The 16,783-nt window shown below is 68.4% G+C and carries 15 protein-coding genes; 3 read left to right on the top strand and 12 right to left on the bottom strand.

Annotation, left to right across the window (positions count from 1 at the left end; genetic code table 11):
• Positions 1–22: 22 nt before the first annotated feature.
• Positions 23–910 carry a tyrosine-protein phosphatase gene (locus Q5696_RS03630; RefSeq protein ID WP_305093869.1) on the top strand — a complete coding sequence of 296 codons (888 nt, stop codon included), beginning with the start codon at positions 23–25 and terminating at the stop codon, positions 908–910.
• Here the strand turns inward: Q5696_RS03630 and Q5696_RS03625 are convergent.
• A complete protein-coding gene (locus Q5696_RS03625) occupies positions 887–2,638 on the bottom strand; it encodes an ABC transporter ATP-binding protein (RefSeq protein WP_305095123.1) in 1,752 nt (583 codons plus the stop codon). The two genes, Q5696_RS03630 and Q5696_RS03625, sit on opposite strands and share 24 nt — an antisense overlap.
• An 11-nt stretch (positions 2,639–2,649) precedes the next feature.
• Positions 2,650–4,359: an ABC transporter transmembrane domain-containing protein gene (locus Q5696_RS03620; protein ID WP_305093868.1), complete on the bottom strand. Its 1,710-nt coding sequence runs from the start codon at positions 4,357–4,359 to the stop codon at positions 2,650–2,652.
• 153 nt (positions 4,360–4,512) lie between these two features.
• Between Q5696_RS03620 and Q5696_RS03615 the strand changes: the two genes are divergently transcribed.
• A complete protein-coding gene (locus Q5696_RS03615; protein ID WP_305093867.1) occupies positions 4,513–4,686 on the top strand; it encodes a hypothetical protein in 174 nt (57 codons plus the stop codon).
• Positions 4,687–4,845: 159 nt separating this feature from the next.
• Entirely contained in the window at positions 4,846–6,282 is a 1,437-nt protein-coding gene (locus tag Q5696_RS03610; protein WP_305093866.1) for an alpha,alpha-trehalose-phosphate synthase (UDP-forming), read from the top strand.
• Positions 6,283–6,371: 89 nt separating this feature from the next.
• On the opposite strand, the gene Q5696_RS03605 is transcribed toward Q5696_RS03610, so the two are convergent.
• From Q5696_RS03605 to Q5696_RS03560, 10 genes are read right to left on the bottom strand one after another with little or no spacing between them, the layout of a single operon-like run.
• Entirely contained in the window at positions 6,372–6,929 is a 558-nt protein-coding gene (locus tag Q5696_RS03605; protein ID WP_370654856.1) for an Rv1363c family protein, read from the bottom strand.
• Complete coding sequence (locus Q5696_RS03600) at positions 6,926–7,711, bottom strand: Rv1363c family protein (protein WP_305093865.1); 786 nt, start codon at positions 7,709–7,711, stop codon at positions 6,926–6,928. The genes Q5696_RS03605 and Q5696_RS03600 overlap by 4 nt, the downstream gene beginning before the upstream one ends.
• Positions 7,678–9,096 (bottom strand): MCE family protein, encoded by a 1,419-nt coding sequence (locus Q5696_RS03595; protein WP_305093864.1) that lies wholly within the window; start codon positions 9,094–9,096, stop codon positions 7,678–7,680. Before Q5696_RS03595 ends, Q5696_RS03600 begins: the two co-directional genes overlap by 34 nt.
• On the bottom strand, positions 9,093–10,328 hold the full coding sequence (locus Q5696_RS03590) for an MCE family protein (protein WP_305093863.1): 1,236 nt from the start codon (positions 10,326–10,328) through the stop codon (positions 9,093–9,095). The genes Q5696_RS03595 and Q5696_RS03590 overlap by 4 nt, the downstream gene beginning before the upstream one ends.
• Positions 10,325–11,620 carry an MCE family protein gene (locus Q5696_RS03585; protein ID WP_305093862.1) on the bottom strand — a complete coding sequence of 432 codons (1,296 nt, stop codon included), beginning with the start codon at positions 11,618–11,620 and terminating at the stop codon, positions 10,325–10,327. The genes Q5696_RS03590 and Q5696_RS03585 overlap by 4 nt, the downstream gene beginning before the upstream one ends.
• A complete protein-coding gene (locus Q5696_RS03580; protein ID WP_305093861.1) occupies positions 11,617–12,669 on the bottom strand; it encodes an MCE family protein in 1,053 nt (350 codons plus the stop codon). Before Q5696_RS03580 ends, Q5696_RS03585 begins: the two co-directional genes overlap by 4 nt.
• On the bottom strand, positions 12,666–13,691 hold the full coding sequence (locus Q5696_RS03575) for an MCE family protein (RefSeq protein WP_305093860.1): 1,026 nt from the start codon (positions 13,689–13,691) through the stop codon (positions 12,666–12,668). Before Q5696_RS03575 ends, Q5696_RS03580 begins: the two co-directional genes overlap by 4 nt.
• Complete coding sequence (locus Q5696_RS03570; RefSeq protein ID WP_305093859.1) at positions 13,691–14,872, bottom strand: MCE family protein; 1,182 nt, start codon at positions 14,870–14,872, stop codon at positions 13,691–13,693. The genes Q5696_RS03575 and Q5696_RS03570 overlap by 1 nt, the downstream gene beginning before the upstream one ends.
• A 12-nt stretch (positions 14,873–14,884) precedes the next feature.
• Complete coding sequence (locus Q5696_RS03565; protein ID WP_305093858.1) at positions 14,885–15,736, bottom strand: MlaE family ABC transporter permease; 852 nt, start codon at positions 15,734–15,736, stop codon at positions 14,885–14,887.
• Positions 15,737–15,756: 20 nt separating this feature from the next.
• On the bottom strand, positions 15,757–16,521 hold the full coding sequence (locus Q5696_RS03560) for an MlaE family ABC transporter permease (protein WP_305093857.1): 765 nt from the start codon (positions 16,519–16,521) through the stop codon (positions 15,757–15,759).
• Positions 16,522–16,783 lie beyond the last annotated feature (262 nt).

Genomic DNA, 16,783 nt, shown 5'->3' with positions numbered 1-16,783 from the left:
CCTTCGTCACCTGTGAGGACCCATGACTCAGTCCCGTACCGCACTCGTTCGAGCGGCCGTCCTGGGCGCGGCCCTGCTGACCCCGGTGACGGTGTCGCCGCTCGCGGTGGCGGCCCCGGTGTCCCCAGCCGACCCGGCCGACCCGGCCGCCACCGTCCGAGTCGAGGGCGCGAAGAACTTTCGCGATCTCGGCGGCTACGCGACCGTCGACGGCCGGCACGTCCGGACGGGCGTGGTGTTCCGGTCGAACAAGCTGTCGTCGCTCACCGACGCGGGTCGGGACGCTCTGGCGGCGGCCGGCATCACCCTCGACGTGGATCTGCGGAACATGCAGGAACGCCGCGACGACCCGGACCTGCTGCCCGACGGTGTCCGCTACCGGGTGGCGGACGTGGTTTCCCTCGAGCACGGCATCGGATTCCGCGAGTTCGTGCCGATCACGTTGGGGCGGGCCGTACTCGGCGCCGCCGCGACCGGCTCGTCCGGCGGGTCCGACGGTGGCTCGGCCGGCAGTTCGTCCGACGACTGGTCGGCGCTCGGCCAGGCGATCGGCTACCCGTTCATGGTGACGTTCCGCGGCGCCGACGTCGCATTCGGCGACCTGCTGACCGCGATCGCCGGGAACACCGAGGGCGCCACCGTCTTCCACTGCAGCGCGGGCAAGGATCGCACCGGATGGGGTGCGGCCGTGCTGCTGAGTGTGCTCGGGGTACCGAGAGAGACGGTGTACGCCGATTTCCTCGCCAGCAACACGTATCTCGGCCGCGACGACGCCGTCGAGAAGTCGTGGCTGGACGCCGCGTTCGCGCGCGTCGACGACCTGTACGGCGGCATCGACGCCTACGTGCGCGACGGACTGGGTGTCGACGGGCGGACCGTCGACGCGCTACGCGCGCGCCTGCTCGTCTGACCCTTCCCACGCCGCCCACAGCTGCGCGTACCGCCCGCCGGCCGCCACCAGGTCTGCGGGCGTTCCCTCTTCGACGATGCGGCCGTGTTCGAGAACCACGACCCGGTCGGCGGACGCCGCCTGAGTGAGCCGGTGCGCGACCACGACGGTGGTGCGGCCGCGGGTCGCGGCGTCGGCGGCCCGTTCGAGATCCCGGGCGCCGGCGCTGCCGGCCTCGGCGGTCGCCTCGTCGAGGACGGTCACGGCCGGGTCGGCGATCAGCAACCGTGCCAAGGCGATCTGCTGTGCCTGTGCCGCGGTGAGCGGATGCCCGCCCTCCCCGACGACGGTGTCGACGCCGTCGTCGAGTGCTGTCACCCACGGCAGTGCCCCCACCGTCCGCAACGCCGCGCGGATCTCGCCGACCGTCGCGTCCGGCCGCGCCAGTCGCAGGTCGTCGGCGAGCGGTCCGGCGAACACGTGCACCTCCTGACTGACGATCGCGACGTGGCGGCGCAGGTCGTCCCCGAGTTCGCCGACCGGCACGCCACCGACCCGCACGGTGCCCGCCGTCGGGGTCAGTGATCCGGCGGCGAGGGCGGCGAGCGTCGACTTCCCGGCCCCGGTCGACCCGACGAGCGCCACCCGCTCGCCCGGGGCGACGCGCACGGTCACACCGTGCAGCACGTCGGGGCCGTCGTCGTACGCGTATCGGACCCCGGTCAGTTCGAGGGACGTGTCCTCCGGGACGGCGGCCGCGGCGGGGCGGTCGGGTTCGGCGACCTCGAGTACACCCACCAGCCGGGCCAGGCTCGCCCCGGCGGACTGCACGTCGTCGAACGTGAACAGCAGTGTGCCGATCGGGTTGAACAAACGGTGGAACAACAGCGCGGCCGCCGTGGTCTGCCCGACGGTGACCGCGTCGGCCCGCACGAGCACGAAACCGACGGCGAGGATCGTTGCGAGACCGACGAATTCGGCCCCGTTGCCGCGGCCCGCGAACCGGGTGAAGAGACCGAACACACCGACCGACAGATCCCGGGCCTCGGTGGACGCCCGGTCGATGTCGGCGAGGTGCGGATCCTCGAGCCCGTATGCACGCACGGTCCGCACCCCGCGCATGCTGCCCAACAGGGCCTGCGACCGTCGCCCCATCGCGACCCGTTCGGCGGCGTACAGCGGAGCCGACCGCGGCAGATACCAGCGCAGCGCCGCGCCGTACAGCGGCAGCGCCACCATGCCCGCCAGGCCGAGACGCCAGTCGATTCCGGCCATCGTCGCCATACTGATCACCACCAGCAGCAGCGCGGAGATCAGGCTCGGGACCACGTCGGAGACGGCCTTGCCGATCACCGCGACATCGTCCCCGACGCGGGCGAGCAGATCGCCGGTGCCGGCGCGTTCGACGGTGCCGACCGGCAAACGCAGCGCCCGCGCCACCACCTTCTCCCGCAGTCCGGTCAGCGCGCTCTCCCCCACCCGCGTGATCAGGTACCGGGAGATTCCGGTCGCTGTTCCTGCCACGACCGCAGCGCCCGCGATGATCGCCACCACAGCGACGATCGCCGAGGTCGGCGCGCCTTCCCGGACTCGGTCGACGAGGACGCCGAACACGTACACCGGCACGACCGCGGCGGCCGCGGCGATCACACCCACGACCAGTGCGGACGCCGTCGCCGCACGGCGCCGGCCGAGTTCCCGGTGCAGCCATCGCCACGTCCGGCCCGCGGAGGCCACCGGCAGCAGCATCCGGTCGTCGTTCACCGCAGCACCGCCTCTCGGTAGGCAGCGTCGGTCGCGGACAGCCCGGCGTGGGTGCCGTCCACCGTCACCCGGCCGTCACGCAGGACGATCACCCGATCGGTCACCGCGAGCAGCGCGGGGCTGCTCGTGACGAGGATCGTCGACTGCGCGCGGGCACCGGCCCGGCGTGCGTCGGCGACACCCGCCGCGATCGCGTGTTCGGTGACCGCGTCGACCGCGGTGGTCGGGTCGTGCAGGACCAGGACCGCAGGTCGGGCGGCAAGGGCACGGGCGAGGGCGACGCGCTGCCGCTGGCCGCCGGACAGGCTCGCACCCCGATCGGTGACCGTGTGGTCGAGTCCCGCAGGATGCAGGTCGACGACGTCCCCCGCCGCGGACGCCGCGAGGGCGTACTCCACCGACGCCGGGTCGGCGCCCGGGGCCCCGGCCGTGACGTTGGAGCCGAGCGTCCCGGCGAACAGGTCGGTGTGGTGCGGTTCGACGAGCACCGTGCGGCGGGTGTGCGCGAGTCCGAGGTCCGCGAGGGCGACGCCACCGACCCGGATGTCACCGTCGTACCGGTCCGGTGGCACCTGCCCGGACAGCGCCTCCACCAGCGCCTCGGCGTCCTCGGGCCGATCCGCGACGACACCGACGAGTTCACCCGGCGCCACCGTCAGCGTGACACCGGTGAGCGACCGGTACGCGAGGGACCGCACCTCGACGTCGATTCCGCCCGACGGTTCCGCGGCCGCATCCGGAAGCTGCGGCGGCGCGTCGAGGACGGCCGCCAACCGGTCCGCCGACGCCCGCGCATCGGCGTACTGGCCGGGGACCCGGGTGATCATGCCCAGTGGTTCCACGAGGAACTGGGCGAGTCCGACGACCGTGACGAGTTCTCCGACGCTGATCCGCCCGCCGAGCGCGAACCAGCCGGCCAGGCCGGCGACCGCCACCGCGAGCAGCGCGCTCGCCGTCGTCGACACCCCGGCGAACACCGCGTTCGACTTCGCGGCCCGCACCGTCGCGGCGAACGCGTCCCGGCTGACGTCCCGGTACCGGCGTGACGCGGTCGCCTCGGCCCCGATCCCGCGGAGCGGACGCAGGCCCGCCACCAGGTCGGCGGCGGTGGCCGCGGCCCGCGCCGTGGCCGCCTGCCGGTCGGCGGCACGACGGGTGATCAGCGGCGCGGCCCGATGCAGTGCCCCGAGTACGACGGGTGTCCCGATCAGGACCGCGAGCCCCAGCGGCACGTCGATCCACAGCAGCGCCACGGCCGACGCGGCCAGCGCGGTGGCCCCGGCCACCGCGCGGGGAACGGCGTCGAGGATCCAGGCCTCCCGATCCGCGTCCGACGTCGACACCGTCAGCAGTTCACCGGCCCGCAGCTCGGTGCGTACCCCACGCGGGTCGAGGATCCGGCCGGCGACCTGCACCCGCAGCCGATGCGCCTCCTGCTGGATCGCCGCCACCACGAATCGGGCACCGATCCGCCACGACGACGTGAGCACCGCGAACACGGCCGCCAGCACTGCCAGCCACACCAGCAGCGCCGTGATGTCGCCCGTCTCGACGGCCCGGTCGACGACGACACCGATCGTGATCGGTACCGCCGTCTCGGCCAACTGATGGAGACTCACCAGCACGGTTCCCGCGATCAGCGGGCCCCGGTTGCGGGTGAGCGTGCGCCGCAGGACGGCGGCACCACCGGACGCACGACCAGACATCGACCTCTCCCCGTCTCCGGCCCGGACCGCCCGAACCCCATGAAGTGAGCCCACCCTAACCTGGGCGTGAGTGGCGCTGACCCGGGCGGTTCTCATAGAGTCGCTGTCAGGAACTACCTGCGGATAAACCGCAGCAAGCCCGGAAGGAACATGATGGCCGCGAAGACGACCACCGAGAACGACATCGCGGACGAGGACCTCGAGCCCGTAGCCGACGAAACTGCCCGGCAGGCGCAGCGCGTCGTGGCCGCCTACGCCACCGACGCCGACGAGTGCCGGATGCTGCTCGCTATGCTCGGCATCGGCCCCGCCGCCAAGGCCGACTGACCCACCGTCTCGATCACCCCCCTCGATCCGACAGAGCCTCGACAGAGAGAAGAGTAGGAATCCGTGACTGCGCCCTCGGAGTCATCACAACGTTCCGGGGGATCAGCCGTCACGGAATCCGGTGAGCACACCGGTTCCGGCGGTTCACGATTCGTCGTCGTGGCCAATCGGCTCCCCGTCGATCTCGAGAAACTGCCGGACGGCAGTACCCGCTGGAAGCGCAGCCCCGGCGGGCTCGTCACCGCGCTCGAACCGATCCTGCGCAACAACAAGGGCGCCTGGGTGGGGTGGCCCGGTGTCGCCGACGTCGATCTCGACCCCATCGTCGAGGACGGCCTCGATCTCTACCCGGTGCCCTTGAGCTCGCAGGAGGTCGCCGACTACTACGAGGGCTTCTCCAACGCCACCCTGTGGCCGCTCTACCACGACGTCATCGTCAAGCCCGAGTACCGGCGCGAATGGTGGAATGCGTACGTCGAGGTCAATCGGCGCTTCGCCGAGGCCACGTCGAAGGCCTCCGCCGAAGGCGCCACCGTGTGGATCCAGGACTACCAGCTGCAGCTGGTGCCGAAGATGCTGCGGATGCTGCGCCCCGATCTCACCATCGGCTTCTTCCTGCACATCCCGTTCCCCCCGGTCGAACTGTTCATGCAGATGCCGTGGCGCCGCGAGATCGTCGAGGGACTTCTCGGCGCCGACCTCATCGGCTTCCACCTGCCCGGCGGTGCCCAGAACTTCATGTTCCTCGCCCGGAAACTCGCCGGCCAGCAGACCTCGCGTGGCACCGTCGGCGTCCGCTCCAAACTCGGCGTCGTCCAGGTCGGCTTCCGCACCGTCCGGGTGGGCGCCTTCCCCATCTCCATCGACTCCGCCAAGCTCGACGAGATATCGCGTCGTAAGCCGATCCGCGACCGCGCCAAGCAGATCCGCAAGGAACTCGGCAACCCGAAGTACGTCATGCTGGGCGTCGACCGGCTCGACTACACCAAGGGCATCGACGTCCGGCTCGACGCCCTGTACGAACTCCTCGAGGAAGGCCGTGTCGATCCGGCCGAGACCGTCATGGTGCAGCTCGCCACCCCGAGCCGCGAACGCGTCGAGAGCTACGTGCAGATGCGGGGCGCGATCGAGCAGACCGTCAGCCGCATCAACGGCGAGTACGCCGAGGTCGGCCGGCCCGTCGTGCACTACATCCACCGGCCGATCGGCCGAGACGAACTGATCGCGTTCTTCGCGGCCTCCGACGTCATGTTGGTGACCCCACTGCGGGACGGCATGAACCTGGTCGCCAAGGAATACGTCGCGTGCCGCAGCGACCTCGGCGGCGCCCTGTTGCTCAGCGAATTCACCGGTGCCGCAGCCGAACTCCGTCAAGCGTTCCTGTGCAACCCGCACGACCTCGAGGACGTCAAGGACAAGATGGAGGCCGCGCTCTACCAGGATCCGCTGGACGGCCGACGCCACATGCGCGCCCTGCGCCGGCAGGTCCTCGCGCACGACGTGGACCGCTGGGCGCGTTCGTTCCTCGACGCACTCGGGCAACAGGGTATCGCCGGATCGGCGCTGCTGCCCGCCGACAACGAGTACGCCGAATAGTACCGAAGCGCAACGGCTTCCGGTCAAACGTAACGGCCACGGGCTCCCACCTTTCGAGGCGGGAGCCCGTGGCCGTTGCAGGGGTATGTCTACACCGGGGAGAGCCGGCCGGTGAGCCAGCGGTCGCCGTCCTTGTGCATCTCCATCCGCACCCGGCTGCCGGTGGTCGCGGCATCCGGCATCTCCTCGCTGGTGGTGACTTGGTTGACGAACAACAGCACCACGGCGTCGTCCGGGGTCGCGGACACGACGGAGCCGGCCTGCACCGTGGCCTGCACGGTGATCTTCTTCTCCTTCGCACCCGGCGCGATCGTCTGTTCCACCAACGTCTCGTACTCGGACCTGAAGTCGCCGGTCAGCCCGTCCGAGGCCGCCGCGAGCTGCTGGTCCACCTCGTTGTAGTTGTACGACAGCATCGCCTCGGCCTGCGCGGACGCCGCCGCGACCGAGTCGACACGCGCCTGCTCGGTGGCCCGATCCTGCAGGTACCCCCAGCCGAGCCAGCCGACACCGGCGACGAGCGCCACGACGAGGACGCCGGCAATCACCGTGAACACGCGGGTGCGGGTGCCGCTGTTCGGCTCCCCGGCGCTGTTCCCACCGTCCGGAGCGGATGGCTGGTCTGTCACGGTCTGCTGATCGCTCACGGTACGAACTCCACCTTCGACGCCGACATCGAATCCCCGTCACCGGTGACCGTGACCCGCAAACGGAAGTCACGGGGCCCGTCCTGGGTTCCGTCGGGAGTACTGACGTCCGCGCGGGCCGCGACGAGCACCTGCGCGGTGTCGCCGTCCGTCCGCTCGATTCCTGATTCGATGATCCGGCCGACGGTCGTCACGCCCGCCTCCTGCACGATGCTCACGAACGGGTCCACCCGGCCGTCGAACTCGGCCTTGAAGTCCCCGCTCGCACCGGACAGGATGCGGTTCACGTCGTCCGCAGCGGTGTCGGGCTTGATCGTGGTCAGGTTGAGCACGGTCTGACGGGCCGTCTGTTCGAACGCGCCACGCTGCACGTCACGATCGTGCGCGGCCTTCTTCTCGAACAGCAGCCATCCGCCGGTCCCGAGAAGTGCGAGCACGAGCACCGCCGCCACGATCACAGCGAACGAACGTCCGGTCGGACGCTTCCGTGCCGCCGCCTCGGCGTCCGGTTCCTCGACGTTCGGTTCCTCGATGTTCGGTTCCCCGGCACCCGAGGACGCCTCGGTACCCAGGAACTCTGTCGAATCCGTCGCGCTCGCTTCGGTACTCGCTCCGACACTCGTTTCGGGAACCCGAGCGTCCGAGCTCGCCGGTTTCGTCGTGGTCACAGCGGTCGCCGCAGTTCCGGTCGCCGGACCGGCACCACGACTCGCCCGCCGACGTGCCGGACGCCGTCCGTCGTCGACCGTCAGCCCTGCTGACGTGTCATCATCGTCTGCCACGTCGTGTCCTCTCTGGGTGTTCCTCCCGACGCCAACCCGGGCTGCGAATACAACAGGCCGTCCGGGCCGGTGAACTTACCCGTCGTCGGGTCGTAGGGGCGTGCTGTGGCAGGCACGTTCACGCCCCCCCCGGTGCTAGCCGGCACCGTCGTGTACGAGGGTACAGACGGATCCTGAGGCGGCCCACTGGGCGGGTTGTTGCCCTCGGGAACGTATCCGGCTTCGCTCCGGCACTCCTCCGGCGACGCCGCACGTCGGCCCGGGAACTCCATGCACGGGTAGTTGCGGGCACCGCGTACGGCGATCGGATCGTCCGGGGCGACCTTGCAGAACAGATCCGACGGGGTGTCCGGGATCGATTTCTCGTCCGGGTCCCGCCACTGGTCCGCGGGCAGGAATCCGGTGGTGCACGGCGGCGGATCGTTCAGTTCGAGACCGAAGTTGACGATCGCGCCGTCGTCGATGGGCCCCTTCATCGCCGCGGTCAGCAACGCCGACGTCAGCGGCGGGTAGATCACAAGCACCTGCTCGATGCTCTTGTGGTAGATCGTGGTCACCTCGCCGACACTCACCAGGTTGGCGAGCAGCAACGGCAGGGTCGGCTGCAGATCCTGGAACAGGCCGTTCGCCTGTGCAGCCGCATCGGGGGTCTTCGTCAGGATGCTACGGATCTGAGGATCGCTGGCGCGCAACTGGTTCGAGAACGTCACCAGGTTCTTCGTCCATGCCCGGATGGCATCGCTCGAGACGACCTGAGTGTCGAGCAGACCCTCGGCCTGCTCGATGAGGGTCTTCGTGGCGTCCGAGTTGGCGTTGGCTTCCTGCACGAACAGTCGCGCCGAGTCGATGAGCCGCTGCAGGTCCGGGCCGGCCCCGTTGAACGCCTTGAACGATTCGTCGACGACCGTGCGCAGCTTGGTGTTCGAGACACTCTGCACCAGTGCATCGGCCTGATCGAGCATCACACCGACGTCCTGCGGGACACTCGTGCGGTCGAGCGGGATCACGTCGCCGTCCGCGAGGTACGGTCCGGCGTCCGTGCGCGGGATCAGGTCCACGTACTGCTCACCGATCGCCGACACACTCCGGACCGCGGCGTCCAGATCGACGGGAATGTCGTAGCCGTCGCTGATCGACACCGTCGCGTCGACACCGTTCTCGGTGAGCACGACGTCGTCGACCTTGCCGATGTTGGTGCCGCGGAACGTGACGTTGGCGTTGGTGTACAGGCCACCGGTGGACGGTAGCTGCACCGTCACCCGGTTCTGCCCGATCCCGAACAGTGCGGGCAGGCGAACGTACTGCGTGGCCATCACGACCAGTCCGATCACCGTCAGGATCGAGAAGATCACCAACTGGATTCGGACGAATCTCGTAAGCATCATGGTGACGGCACTCCTAGCGGCGGAAGGCCGGGAATCTGCAGTGGCGGAATCCCATTGTTCTGTGCGGGTTTCGGTGCGGGCTTCGGTTCCGCCTGGATCAGGTCGGGCTTCTTCGGGTTCGGGATCTGCAACGGATCGTTGGCCTGTCCGGCGGTGCCCGCGATACGCCCCAGCGCACCCTCGACGCCGCCGAGTGTCGCCCCGAGTCCGGTGTCGGACATGAAGTTGTCGTTCAAACGTTCGTTCGTCAGATCGATCATCATGTTCAGGTTGGCGTAGTCGCCCTGGAAGACCTGATCCAGGTTCTTCATCGTGAACGGGAACGTCAGCATCAGCGACAGCACCTCGGTCAGGTTGTGACCGGTGCCGGCGAGCTGTTCGAGCAGCGGTGCCAGGTTCGCGAGATTCCCCTTCAGGTCGTCTCCGCTCTCCTCGATCACCCGGGTCGCGGTGTCACTGAAGTTGCCGAGCGTGACGAGCGCGTTCGTGAGGTTCTGCCGCTGCCCCACGAGCACCTCGAGCGCCGGCGGGATCGCGTCGAGCGCGTGGGTGAGCGTGTCGGTCTGCTGGTTGACGGTGCCGGCGAGCCGGTCGATCCCCTCCATCGCGGAGATGATCTCTCCGCGCTGCGCGTCCAGGCTGCCGACGAGTTCGTCGAGCTGCGGCAGCAGATTCCGGATCGAATCCTCGCGGCCGTCGAAGGCCGCGTTGAGTTCGCGGGTGATGTCGTTGATCTGAGCGAGACCACCACCGTTGAGCACCACCGACAACGACGACAGCGTCTGCTCGGTGGTCGGGAACGACCCCGCCCGATCGAGCGGGATCACGTCGCCGTCCTGCAGCGTGCCCTGGGGGGCGATACCGGTCGGGGCGGCCAGCTCGAGATGTTGGGAGCCGAGCAGGCTCGTCTGACCGATCTTCGCGGTGGCGTTGGCCGGCAGGGTCACGTCCCCGTTCAGCGACACCGTCACCAGCGCATGCCAGTCCTGTACCTCGATTCCGGTGACCGCGCCGACCGTCACGTCGTTCACCTTCACCGGCGAGTTCTGAGACATGGTCGTCACGTTCGGCATCTGGATCTGCACCGAGTACGAGCCGTCTCCCCCGCCCTGGGTGCCGGGCAGCGGAACCGAGTTCAGCCCGTTCCATTCGCAGCCGGTGACGGTCAGGGTCAGCGACAGTGCGACGGCGGACGCCGCCACCACACGGGTGCGCCTGCGACGTTCGGTCATCGTCCACCTCCCGGGTTGAGCAGGGCGCCGAGATCCTTGGGCACCGCGATCGTCGGCATGGCGGCGAGCGGTCCCGACACGGTCGTCGGAGCGGAGCGGGCGGGCACCTGCGAGGCGAGGCTCGGCGGGCTGTAGGCGATCTGGTCGGGCCGGGCGGCCTGCGAGATCGCCGGGTTCGACATGATGCCCGGGTAGTTGGTGGTGATCGAGTTGAGGACCGGCGCCAGGTACTGCGCACACAGGTCGGCCGAACGATCCGAGTCGTTGTTCTCGAGGCCCGCGATCAGGCCGCACACCATGGTCATCGGGTTCCTCGCGTTGCTCGCGGCGAGCACACCGTTGAGCGAACCCTGCCGCGGGCTGTAGATGTTGTTGAAGTTGGCGAGGGCCGTCGGGGCCACGTGCAGCACCAGTTCGAGCTCGGGCCGCTTCTCGACCAGCACGGCGGTGGCATCGGCGAGGCGTCCGACCTGCTCGTCGAGCGACGAGCGGTTCTCGGTGACGAACCGGTTCACGTCGCCGATCGCGACATCGAGATCCTGTAGCGCGGTGCCGAGTTCGTCGCTGGTGTCCGCCAGCAGCGACGACACCGATTGCAGCCGGCCACCGAACTGCACGATCTGCTCGTTGCTCGCCGACAGTGTCGTGACGAACGTCTGCAGGTTCCGGATGGTGCCGAACAGGTCGGTCCGCCCGTCGGACATCGTCTTCATCGTGTCGGACAGTTCACGCAGCGTCCGGCGCAGGGAGTCGCCGTTGCCGTCGAGGTTGTCGCCGACGGTGTCGATGAACGTGCCGAGCGAACCCTGCTCGTCGTCGACCTGCGGGCCGAGTGCCTCGGACAGTTTCGTCAGCTCGGTCTTGATCTCGTCCCACTCGACCGGGACCGCGGTGCGCTCGAGGGGAATCTCGGCACCGTCGGCCATCGTGTCGCCGCCCGCGTACACGGGGGTCAGCTGCACGAACCGCGCCGACACCAGGTTCGGGGCGACGATCACGGCCTTCGCATCGGCCGGAATGTCCACGGAGCGATCGACGTTCATGACGACGGTCGTGTCGGTGCCGTTCGGCTCGATGCTCTCGATCGAACCGACCTTCACACCCAGCACCCGGACGTCGTCGCCGACGTACAGGCCCGTCGTCGACGGGAACTGGGCCGTGACGGTCGTCTTGCCGAGACCGGGGAACAGGTAGATCACACCGGCGGCGAGTACGGCGAGGACCACGACGACCACACCGCCGATCGTGAGCCACTTCTTCGGGATTCGGGACTGCTTCTGCGCGTCGCTCATCGGTTCGGATCCTTGAGCTCGGTGGTCAGCGGCGGGAACTGCTTCAGGTCCTCCGGCACGTGTTCCGGCCACACCAGCTGGTCGACCAGGGTCTGGGTCATGGCACCGACGCTGAAGTTCGCGACGTACGCCATGAAGAACGGGCCGCTGCTGACGGCCTCACCCAACGACCGCGCGTACGGGCCGAGCCCGTCGAGCGCCCGGCTGATGTTGTCTTTGTTGTCCTGCAGGTTCGCCACGACCGCGTTCAACTTGTCGAGGGTCGGCTTCATCTGCTGCTCGTTGTCCTGCACCAGGCCGGTGAGCTGCCGCGACACCGCGGAGATGTTCGTGATCAGTTCGCTGATCGCGTTGCGGCGCCGGTCCAGTTCGCCGAGCAGCTGATTGCCGTCGACCATGAGCGCGTTGATCTGGTCGCTGCGGTCGGCGAGGATCCCGGTCACGTCCTCGGCGCGGGCCAGCAGGTCCTTCAGCGACTCGTCACGCGAGTTGATGCTCTCGGACAGCCTGCTCACGCCGTCGAGGGCGGCCCGCAGTTCCGGTGGGGTGTCGGTCAGCGACTCGGACACCGCGTCGAGCGAATCACTGAGCTGACCGGTGTCGAGATCCGAGACCGTCGACGACAGGTCACCGAGTGCGTCGTTGAGCGAGTACGGAGAGTTGGTGCGCTCCAACGGGATCGTGCCACCGACCGCGAGCACGTCGGACCCCTCCGGGGTGACCTGTAGCGACTTGCGGCCGAGGATCGTGTTGGTCTTGATGTCGGCGCCGGTGTCGTTGCCGAGCCGGATGCCCTCGTTCACCGAGAACTGCACACGCACGTCGGTGCCGTCGAGGTCGATGCTCTCGACCTTGCCCACGTTGACACCGGCGACGGTGACGAAGTCGCCGGGCATCAAACCGCCGGCGTCCTCGAACAGCGCGTCGTAGCGGACGCCGCCGAAGAGGAACGGCAGCCGGTCGTACTGCAGGCCCGCGAGGACCAGGCAGGCCGAGACGGCGACACCGATGATGCCGATCCGCACAGGATTTCGTTCACGCTTGCTCATTTGATCGCGCACCTCCCCGTCGTCTGCAGCGGTGTCGTGGGCAGGTCGACGCGCAGTTCCTGACCGTCCGGTCCGGAGAACTTGAACGCGACCTCACATGTGTAGAACTGGAAGAACGCGCCGTACGCGCCGGTGCGGATGAGCTTCCGGTACGCCTCGGGCAGACGTTCGAGCACCCAGTTGACGTCGTCCTGACCGTCCTGCAGGTTGCCGGCCAGCTGGTTCGCGTTGGCGATGGTCGCCTGCAGGTCCGGGCGGGCCCCTTGCAGCAGCCCCGCCAGATCGTCGGTCGCGGTGGCGATCTTCGGGATCGCCGCGCCGATCGGATCACGGTCCTGTGCCAGGCCGGTCACCAACTGCTGGAGCTGGTCGATGGTCGACGAGAACTGGTCGCCCTTGTCGTTGATCGTCTTCAGCGTGGTGTTCAGGTTGGTGATGACGTCCCCGATCAGCTGGTCCCGGTCGGCCAGCGCATTGGTGAAGGAGCTGGTACCGCCGAGCAGCGATACGAGCGTGCCGCCCTGCCCCTGCATCACCTGCAGCAGTGCACCACTGAGGTCGTTGACCTGATCGGCGCTCAGCCCGCGCAACAGCGGCTTGAAGCCGCCGAGCAGCAGGTCGAGGTCGAGCGCGGGGGACGTCTGCGTCTGCGGAATGGTCGATCCCGCCGCCAGGGTCTCCGGGGCACCGGTGCCCTCGAGCAGTTCCAGGTACCGGTCGCCGACGAGGTTCTCGTACCGCACGGTGGCCCGGGTGCTGTGCAGCAGTGGGTACTTCGTGTCCACGTCGAAGCTGACGTGGGCGAGGTTCGCGGATCCGACCTCGACGCCGGTGACCGAGCCGACCGGGACACCGGCGATGCGCACCTTGTCGCCGGACTTCAGTCCGGACGCGTCGGTGAACTCCGCGTGGTAGTCCTCGGTGCTGCTGAACCGGGCCTGGCTGAACACGACCGCGAGGCCCGCGAAGATCAGCACCATGACGGTGGCGAAGACCGTGAACTTGATTGTGGTCGCGCGCATCAGTTCTGCCCCTCCGACGGTGCGACGCCGCCGTACAGCCACTGGAACAGCTTCGGCACGTTGAGCGACGCCGTCGTCGACGGCACGAACGGGACGGTGCCGGTGTCGGAGACGACGAACTTGGCGTTGCCGTCGCGGCGCGGATCGAAGTCCGGGAGACCCCAGCAGTTCGGGCCACCGGTCGCGTTGACCTTCGGCAGATCCTTCGGGGCCGTGTACGGCTCGAAGCCGGGCAGGAAGTTGGTGCTCATCGCGAAGCCGGCCTGGCCGCCGCCCTCGATCTCCTCCGCCATGGGCCGCGCCTTGTTGAGGCCGACGATCAGGCACGAGATGGACGGCGAGTAGCCGGACAGCAGCGCCGTCGTCGGTTCGAGCAGTGCCAGCGAGCGCGTCAGGTCCGCCTCGTTGTCGGTGAGCAGGGTGTTGCCCGTGTTCGCCAGTGCCACAGCATTCTCCAGCGTCATCCGCAGGTTCTCCCGCTCGTCGACGATGCTGCCGCTGGTCGCGGTCAGGTTGCCGAGCAGGGTCATCAGGTCGGGGGTGACGTCCGCGTAGGTGTTGGTGACGGTGTCCGCCGCGGCGAGGTCGCGCTGCAGTTGCGGCAGCGTCGGATTCATCTTCTTCAGGTAGCTGTCCGTTTCGGCGAGCAGCTGACCGAGTTCGTCGCCGCGGCCGTTGAGTGCCGACGAGATCGCACCGAGCGTCGCGTTGAGCTTCTCCGGCTCGATCTGCTGCAGGAGCTCCGACAGGTTCTGGAACAGCGTGTTGAATTCGACGGTGACGCTGTCCGCGCCGATGACCGACCCGGGCTGCAACGTCTTGCCCGACGGGTCCGCGGGGGCCACGAAGTTGACGTACTTGGCGCCGAACACGGTGGTCGACTTGATCTCGACCGTCGAGTCGGCGGGGATCAGATGCATCTGCGACGGGTCCATCGCGAGGGTGATGCGGGCCTGGCCGTCGGCCTCGTCGATCGAGGCGACGCGGCCGACCTCGACGCCGCGGAGCTTGACCTTGGCGTCCGGGTCCATCACCAGGCCGGCGCGGGAGGCCGTCACCGTGACCGGTTCACTCTTCGTGAAGCCGCCGACGAACATCGTCAACGCCACCACGACGATCGCCACCAGACCGAACACCATGACGGTCGCGGCGAGTTTCGTCTTCCACCTAGCTTCGGGCATCGTTCCTCCGCCCTATCCGGAAAGATTGAAGTTGCCGGACTGTCCGTAGATGGCCAGCGAGATCAACAGGGTTACCGTGACGACGGCGATGAGCGACGAGCGGACCGCGTTGCCGACGGCCACGCCGACACCCACCGGACCGCCGCTCGCGGTGAAGCCGTAGTAGGTGTGGATGAGCATGACGGCGACGCCCATCACGATCGCCTGCACGAACGACCACAGAATGTCCGTCGGGTTCAGGAATGTCGAGAAGTAGTGGTCGTAGACGCCCCCCGACTGCCCGTTGATCACGACGGTCGCGAAACGGCTCGCGATGAACGACGCGATGACGGCCAGCGAGTACAGCGGAACGATCGCGATCATTCCGGCCATGACACGGGTCGACACGAGGTACGGGATCGACGGGATCGCCATGCATTCGAGCGCGTCGACCTCCTCGGAGACCCGCATCGCGCCCAGCTGCGCGGTCGAGCCGGCGCCGATGGTGGCGGCCAGGCCGATTCCGGCGATCACGGGCGCCGCGATGCGCACGTTGATGAATGCCGCGAAGAAGCCGGTGAGGGCCTCGACGCCGATGTTGCCGAGCGAGCTGAAGCCCTGCACGGCGATCGTGCCACCGGTGAAGAGAGTCAGGAAGCCGACGATGACGACAGTGCCGCCGATGACGGCGAGCGCGCCGGTGCCCATGCTGATCTCGGCGACCAGCCGGACGGTTTCCTTCCGGTAGTGGACGAGCGCCTTGGGCGCCCACACGAGAGCGCGCCAGAAGAACAACGCCTGCTCACCGATTCGGTCCACCGACCGCGAGGTGCGAGCGATCCGGCGCCGAGTGCGCACGAACCGCCCGGATGCGACCAGAGCCATCTATTCCATCCCCCTGCCACTCACCCGGACGTCAGCTTGATGCCGATGGCGGTGACGAGCACGTTGACCACGAAGAGCGCCATGAACGAGAAGACGACGGTCTGGTTGACGGCGTCACCGACGCTCTTGGCGCCGCCCTTGACGTTGAGTCCGAGGTAGGCGGCCATCAGGCCGGCGATCATGCCGAACAGTCCCGCCTTGAGCATCGAGATCATCAGCTCGCCGAATCCGGTGAGCAGCGTGATGCCGTTGACGAACGATCCCGGGTTGACGTCCTGCACGTACACCGAGAACAGGAAGCCACCGAGGATGCCGATGGTGCAGACCAGCCCGTTGAGCAGCAGCGCGACCACCGTGGACGCCAGCACTCGCGGCACGACCAGCCGGTGCATCGGGTTGATGCCGAGCACCCGCATCGCGTCGATCTCTTCCCGGATGGTGCGGGCGGCGAGGTCCGCACAGATCGCGGTGGCACCGGCGCCGGCGACGATGAGCACCGTGACGATCGGACCGACCTGCGTCACCGCACCGAGCGCGGCGCCCGCGCCACTGAGGTCGGCGGCGCCGATCTCACGCAACAGGATGTTGATCGTGAAACTCACCAGCACGGTGAACGGGATCGCGACCAGAATCGTCGGCACCATCGACACGCGGGCGACGAACCACGCTTGATCGACGAACTCCCGCCGCTGGAACGGGCGTGAGAAGACGGCCTTGAGCGTGTCCGCCGACATCGCGAAGAAACCACCGGCGGCCCGCAACGGCACCTCGAGGAGGTCGACCATGTTGCCTCCTCACCAATCCTCGTCGTTGTTCATACGTTCGGGATACGAAGTTCGTCGCGACACGGCGCATCCCCCCAGAGCGTCCGAACAGGGCAAACGCTCTGTGACCCAGGTCATATTAACTAGAACGTGTTCACCTGTCAAAGGTCGATGCCCCACCGGCGTCCATCCTTTTCCGGACAGTCGTCCAGATCACCGTCCACCCTGCTCGAAGGCGGTGATCCGCAACCGCGCATGGGGAGCCGCCGAGAATACGATGTGC

Source organism: Prescottella sp. R16 (assembly GCF_030656875.1).
Classification (GTDB): Bacteria; Actinomycetota; Actinomycetes; order Mycobacteriales; family Mycobacteriaceae; genus Prescottella.
This window is presented reverse-complemented; position numbering and strand designations above follow the sequence as displayed.

Bases quoted from the DNA above. Each gene is read 5' to 3' on its own strand.
- Q5696_RS03630 (WP_305093869.1), top strand. From the start codon at position 23: ATGACTCAGTCCCGTACCGCACTCGTTCGAGCGGCCGTCCTGGGCGCG.
- Q5696_RS03625 (WP_305095123.1), bottom strand. From the start codon at position 2,638: ATGCTGCTGCCGGTGGCCTCCGCGGGCCGGACGTGGCGATGGCTGCAC.
- Q5696_RS03620 (WP_305093868.1), bottom strand. From the start codon at position 4,359: ATGTCTGGTCGTGCGTCCGGTGGTGCCGCCGTCCTGCGGCGCACGCTC.
- Q5696_RS03615 (WP_305093867.1), top strand. From the start codon at position 4,513: ATGGCCGCGAAGACGACCACCGAGAACGACATCGCGGACGAGGACCTC.
- Q5696_RS03595 (WP_305093864.1), bottom strand. From the start codon at position 9,096: ATGATGCTTACGAGATTCGTCCGAATCCAGTTGGTGATCTTCTCGATC.
- Q5696_RS03590 (WP_305093863.1), bottom strand. From the start codon at position 10,328: ATGACCGAACGTCGCAGGCGCACCCGTGTGGTGGCGGCGTCCGCCGTC.
- Q5696_RS03585 (WP_305093862.1), bottom strand. From the start codon at position 11,620: ATGAGCGACGCGCAGAAGCAGTCCCGAATCCCGAAGAAGTGGCTCACG.
- Q5696_RS03580 (WP_305093861.1), bottom strand. From the start codon at position 12,669: ATGAGCAAGCGTGAACGAAATCCTGTGCGGATCGGCATCATCGGTGTC.
- Q5696_RS03575 (WP_305093860.1), bottom strand. From the start codon at position 13,691: ATGCGCGCGACCACAATCAAGTTCACGGTCTTCGCCACCGTCATGGTG.
- Q5696_RS03570 (WP_305093859.1), bottom strand. From the start codon at position 14,872: ATGCCCGAAGCTAGGTGGAAGACGAAACTCGCCGCGACCGTCATGGTG.
- Q5696_RS03565 (WP_305093858.1), bottom strand. From the start codon at position 15,736: ATGGCTCTGGTCGCATCCGGGCGGTTCGTGCGCACTCGGCGCCGGATC.
- Q5696_RS03560 (WP_305093857.1), bottom strand. From the start codon at position 16,521: ATGGTCGACCTCCTCGAGGTGCCGTTGCGGGCCGCCGGTGGTTTCTTC.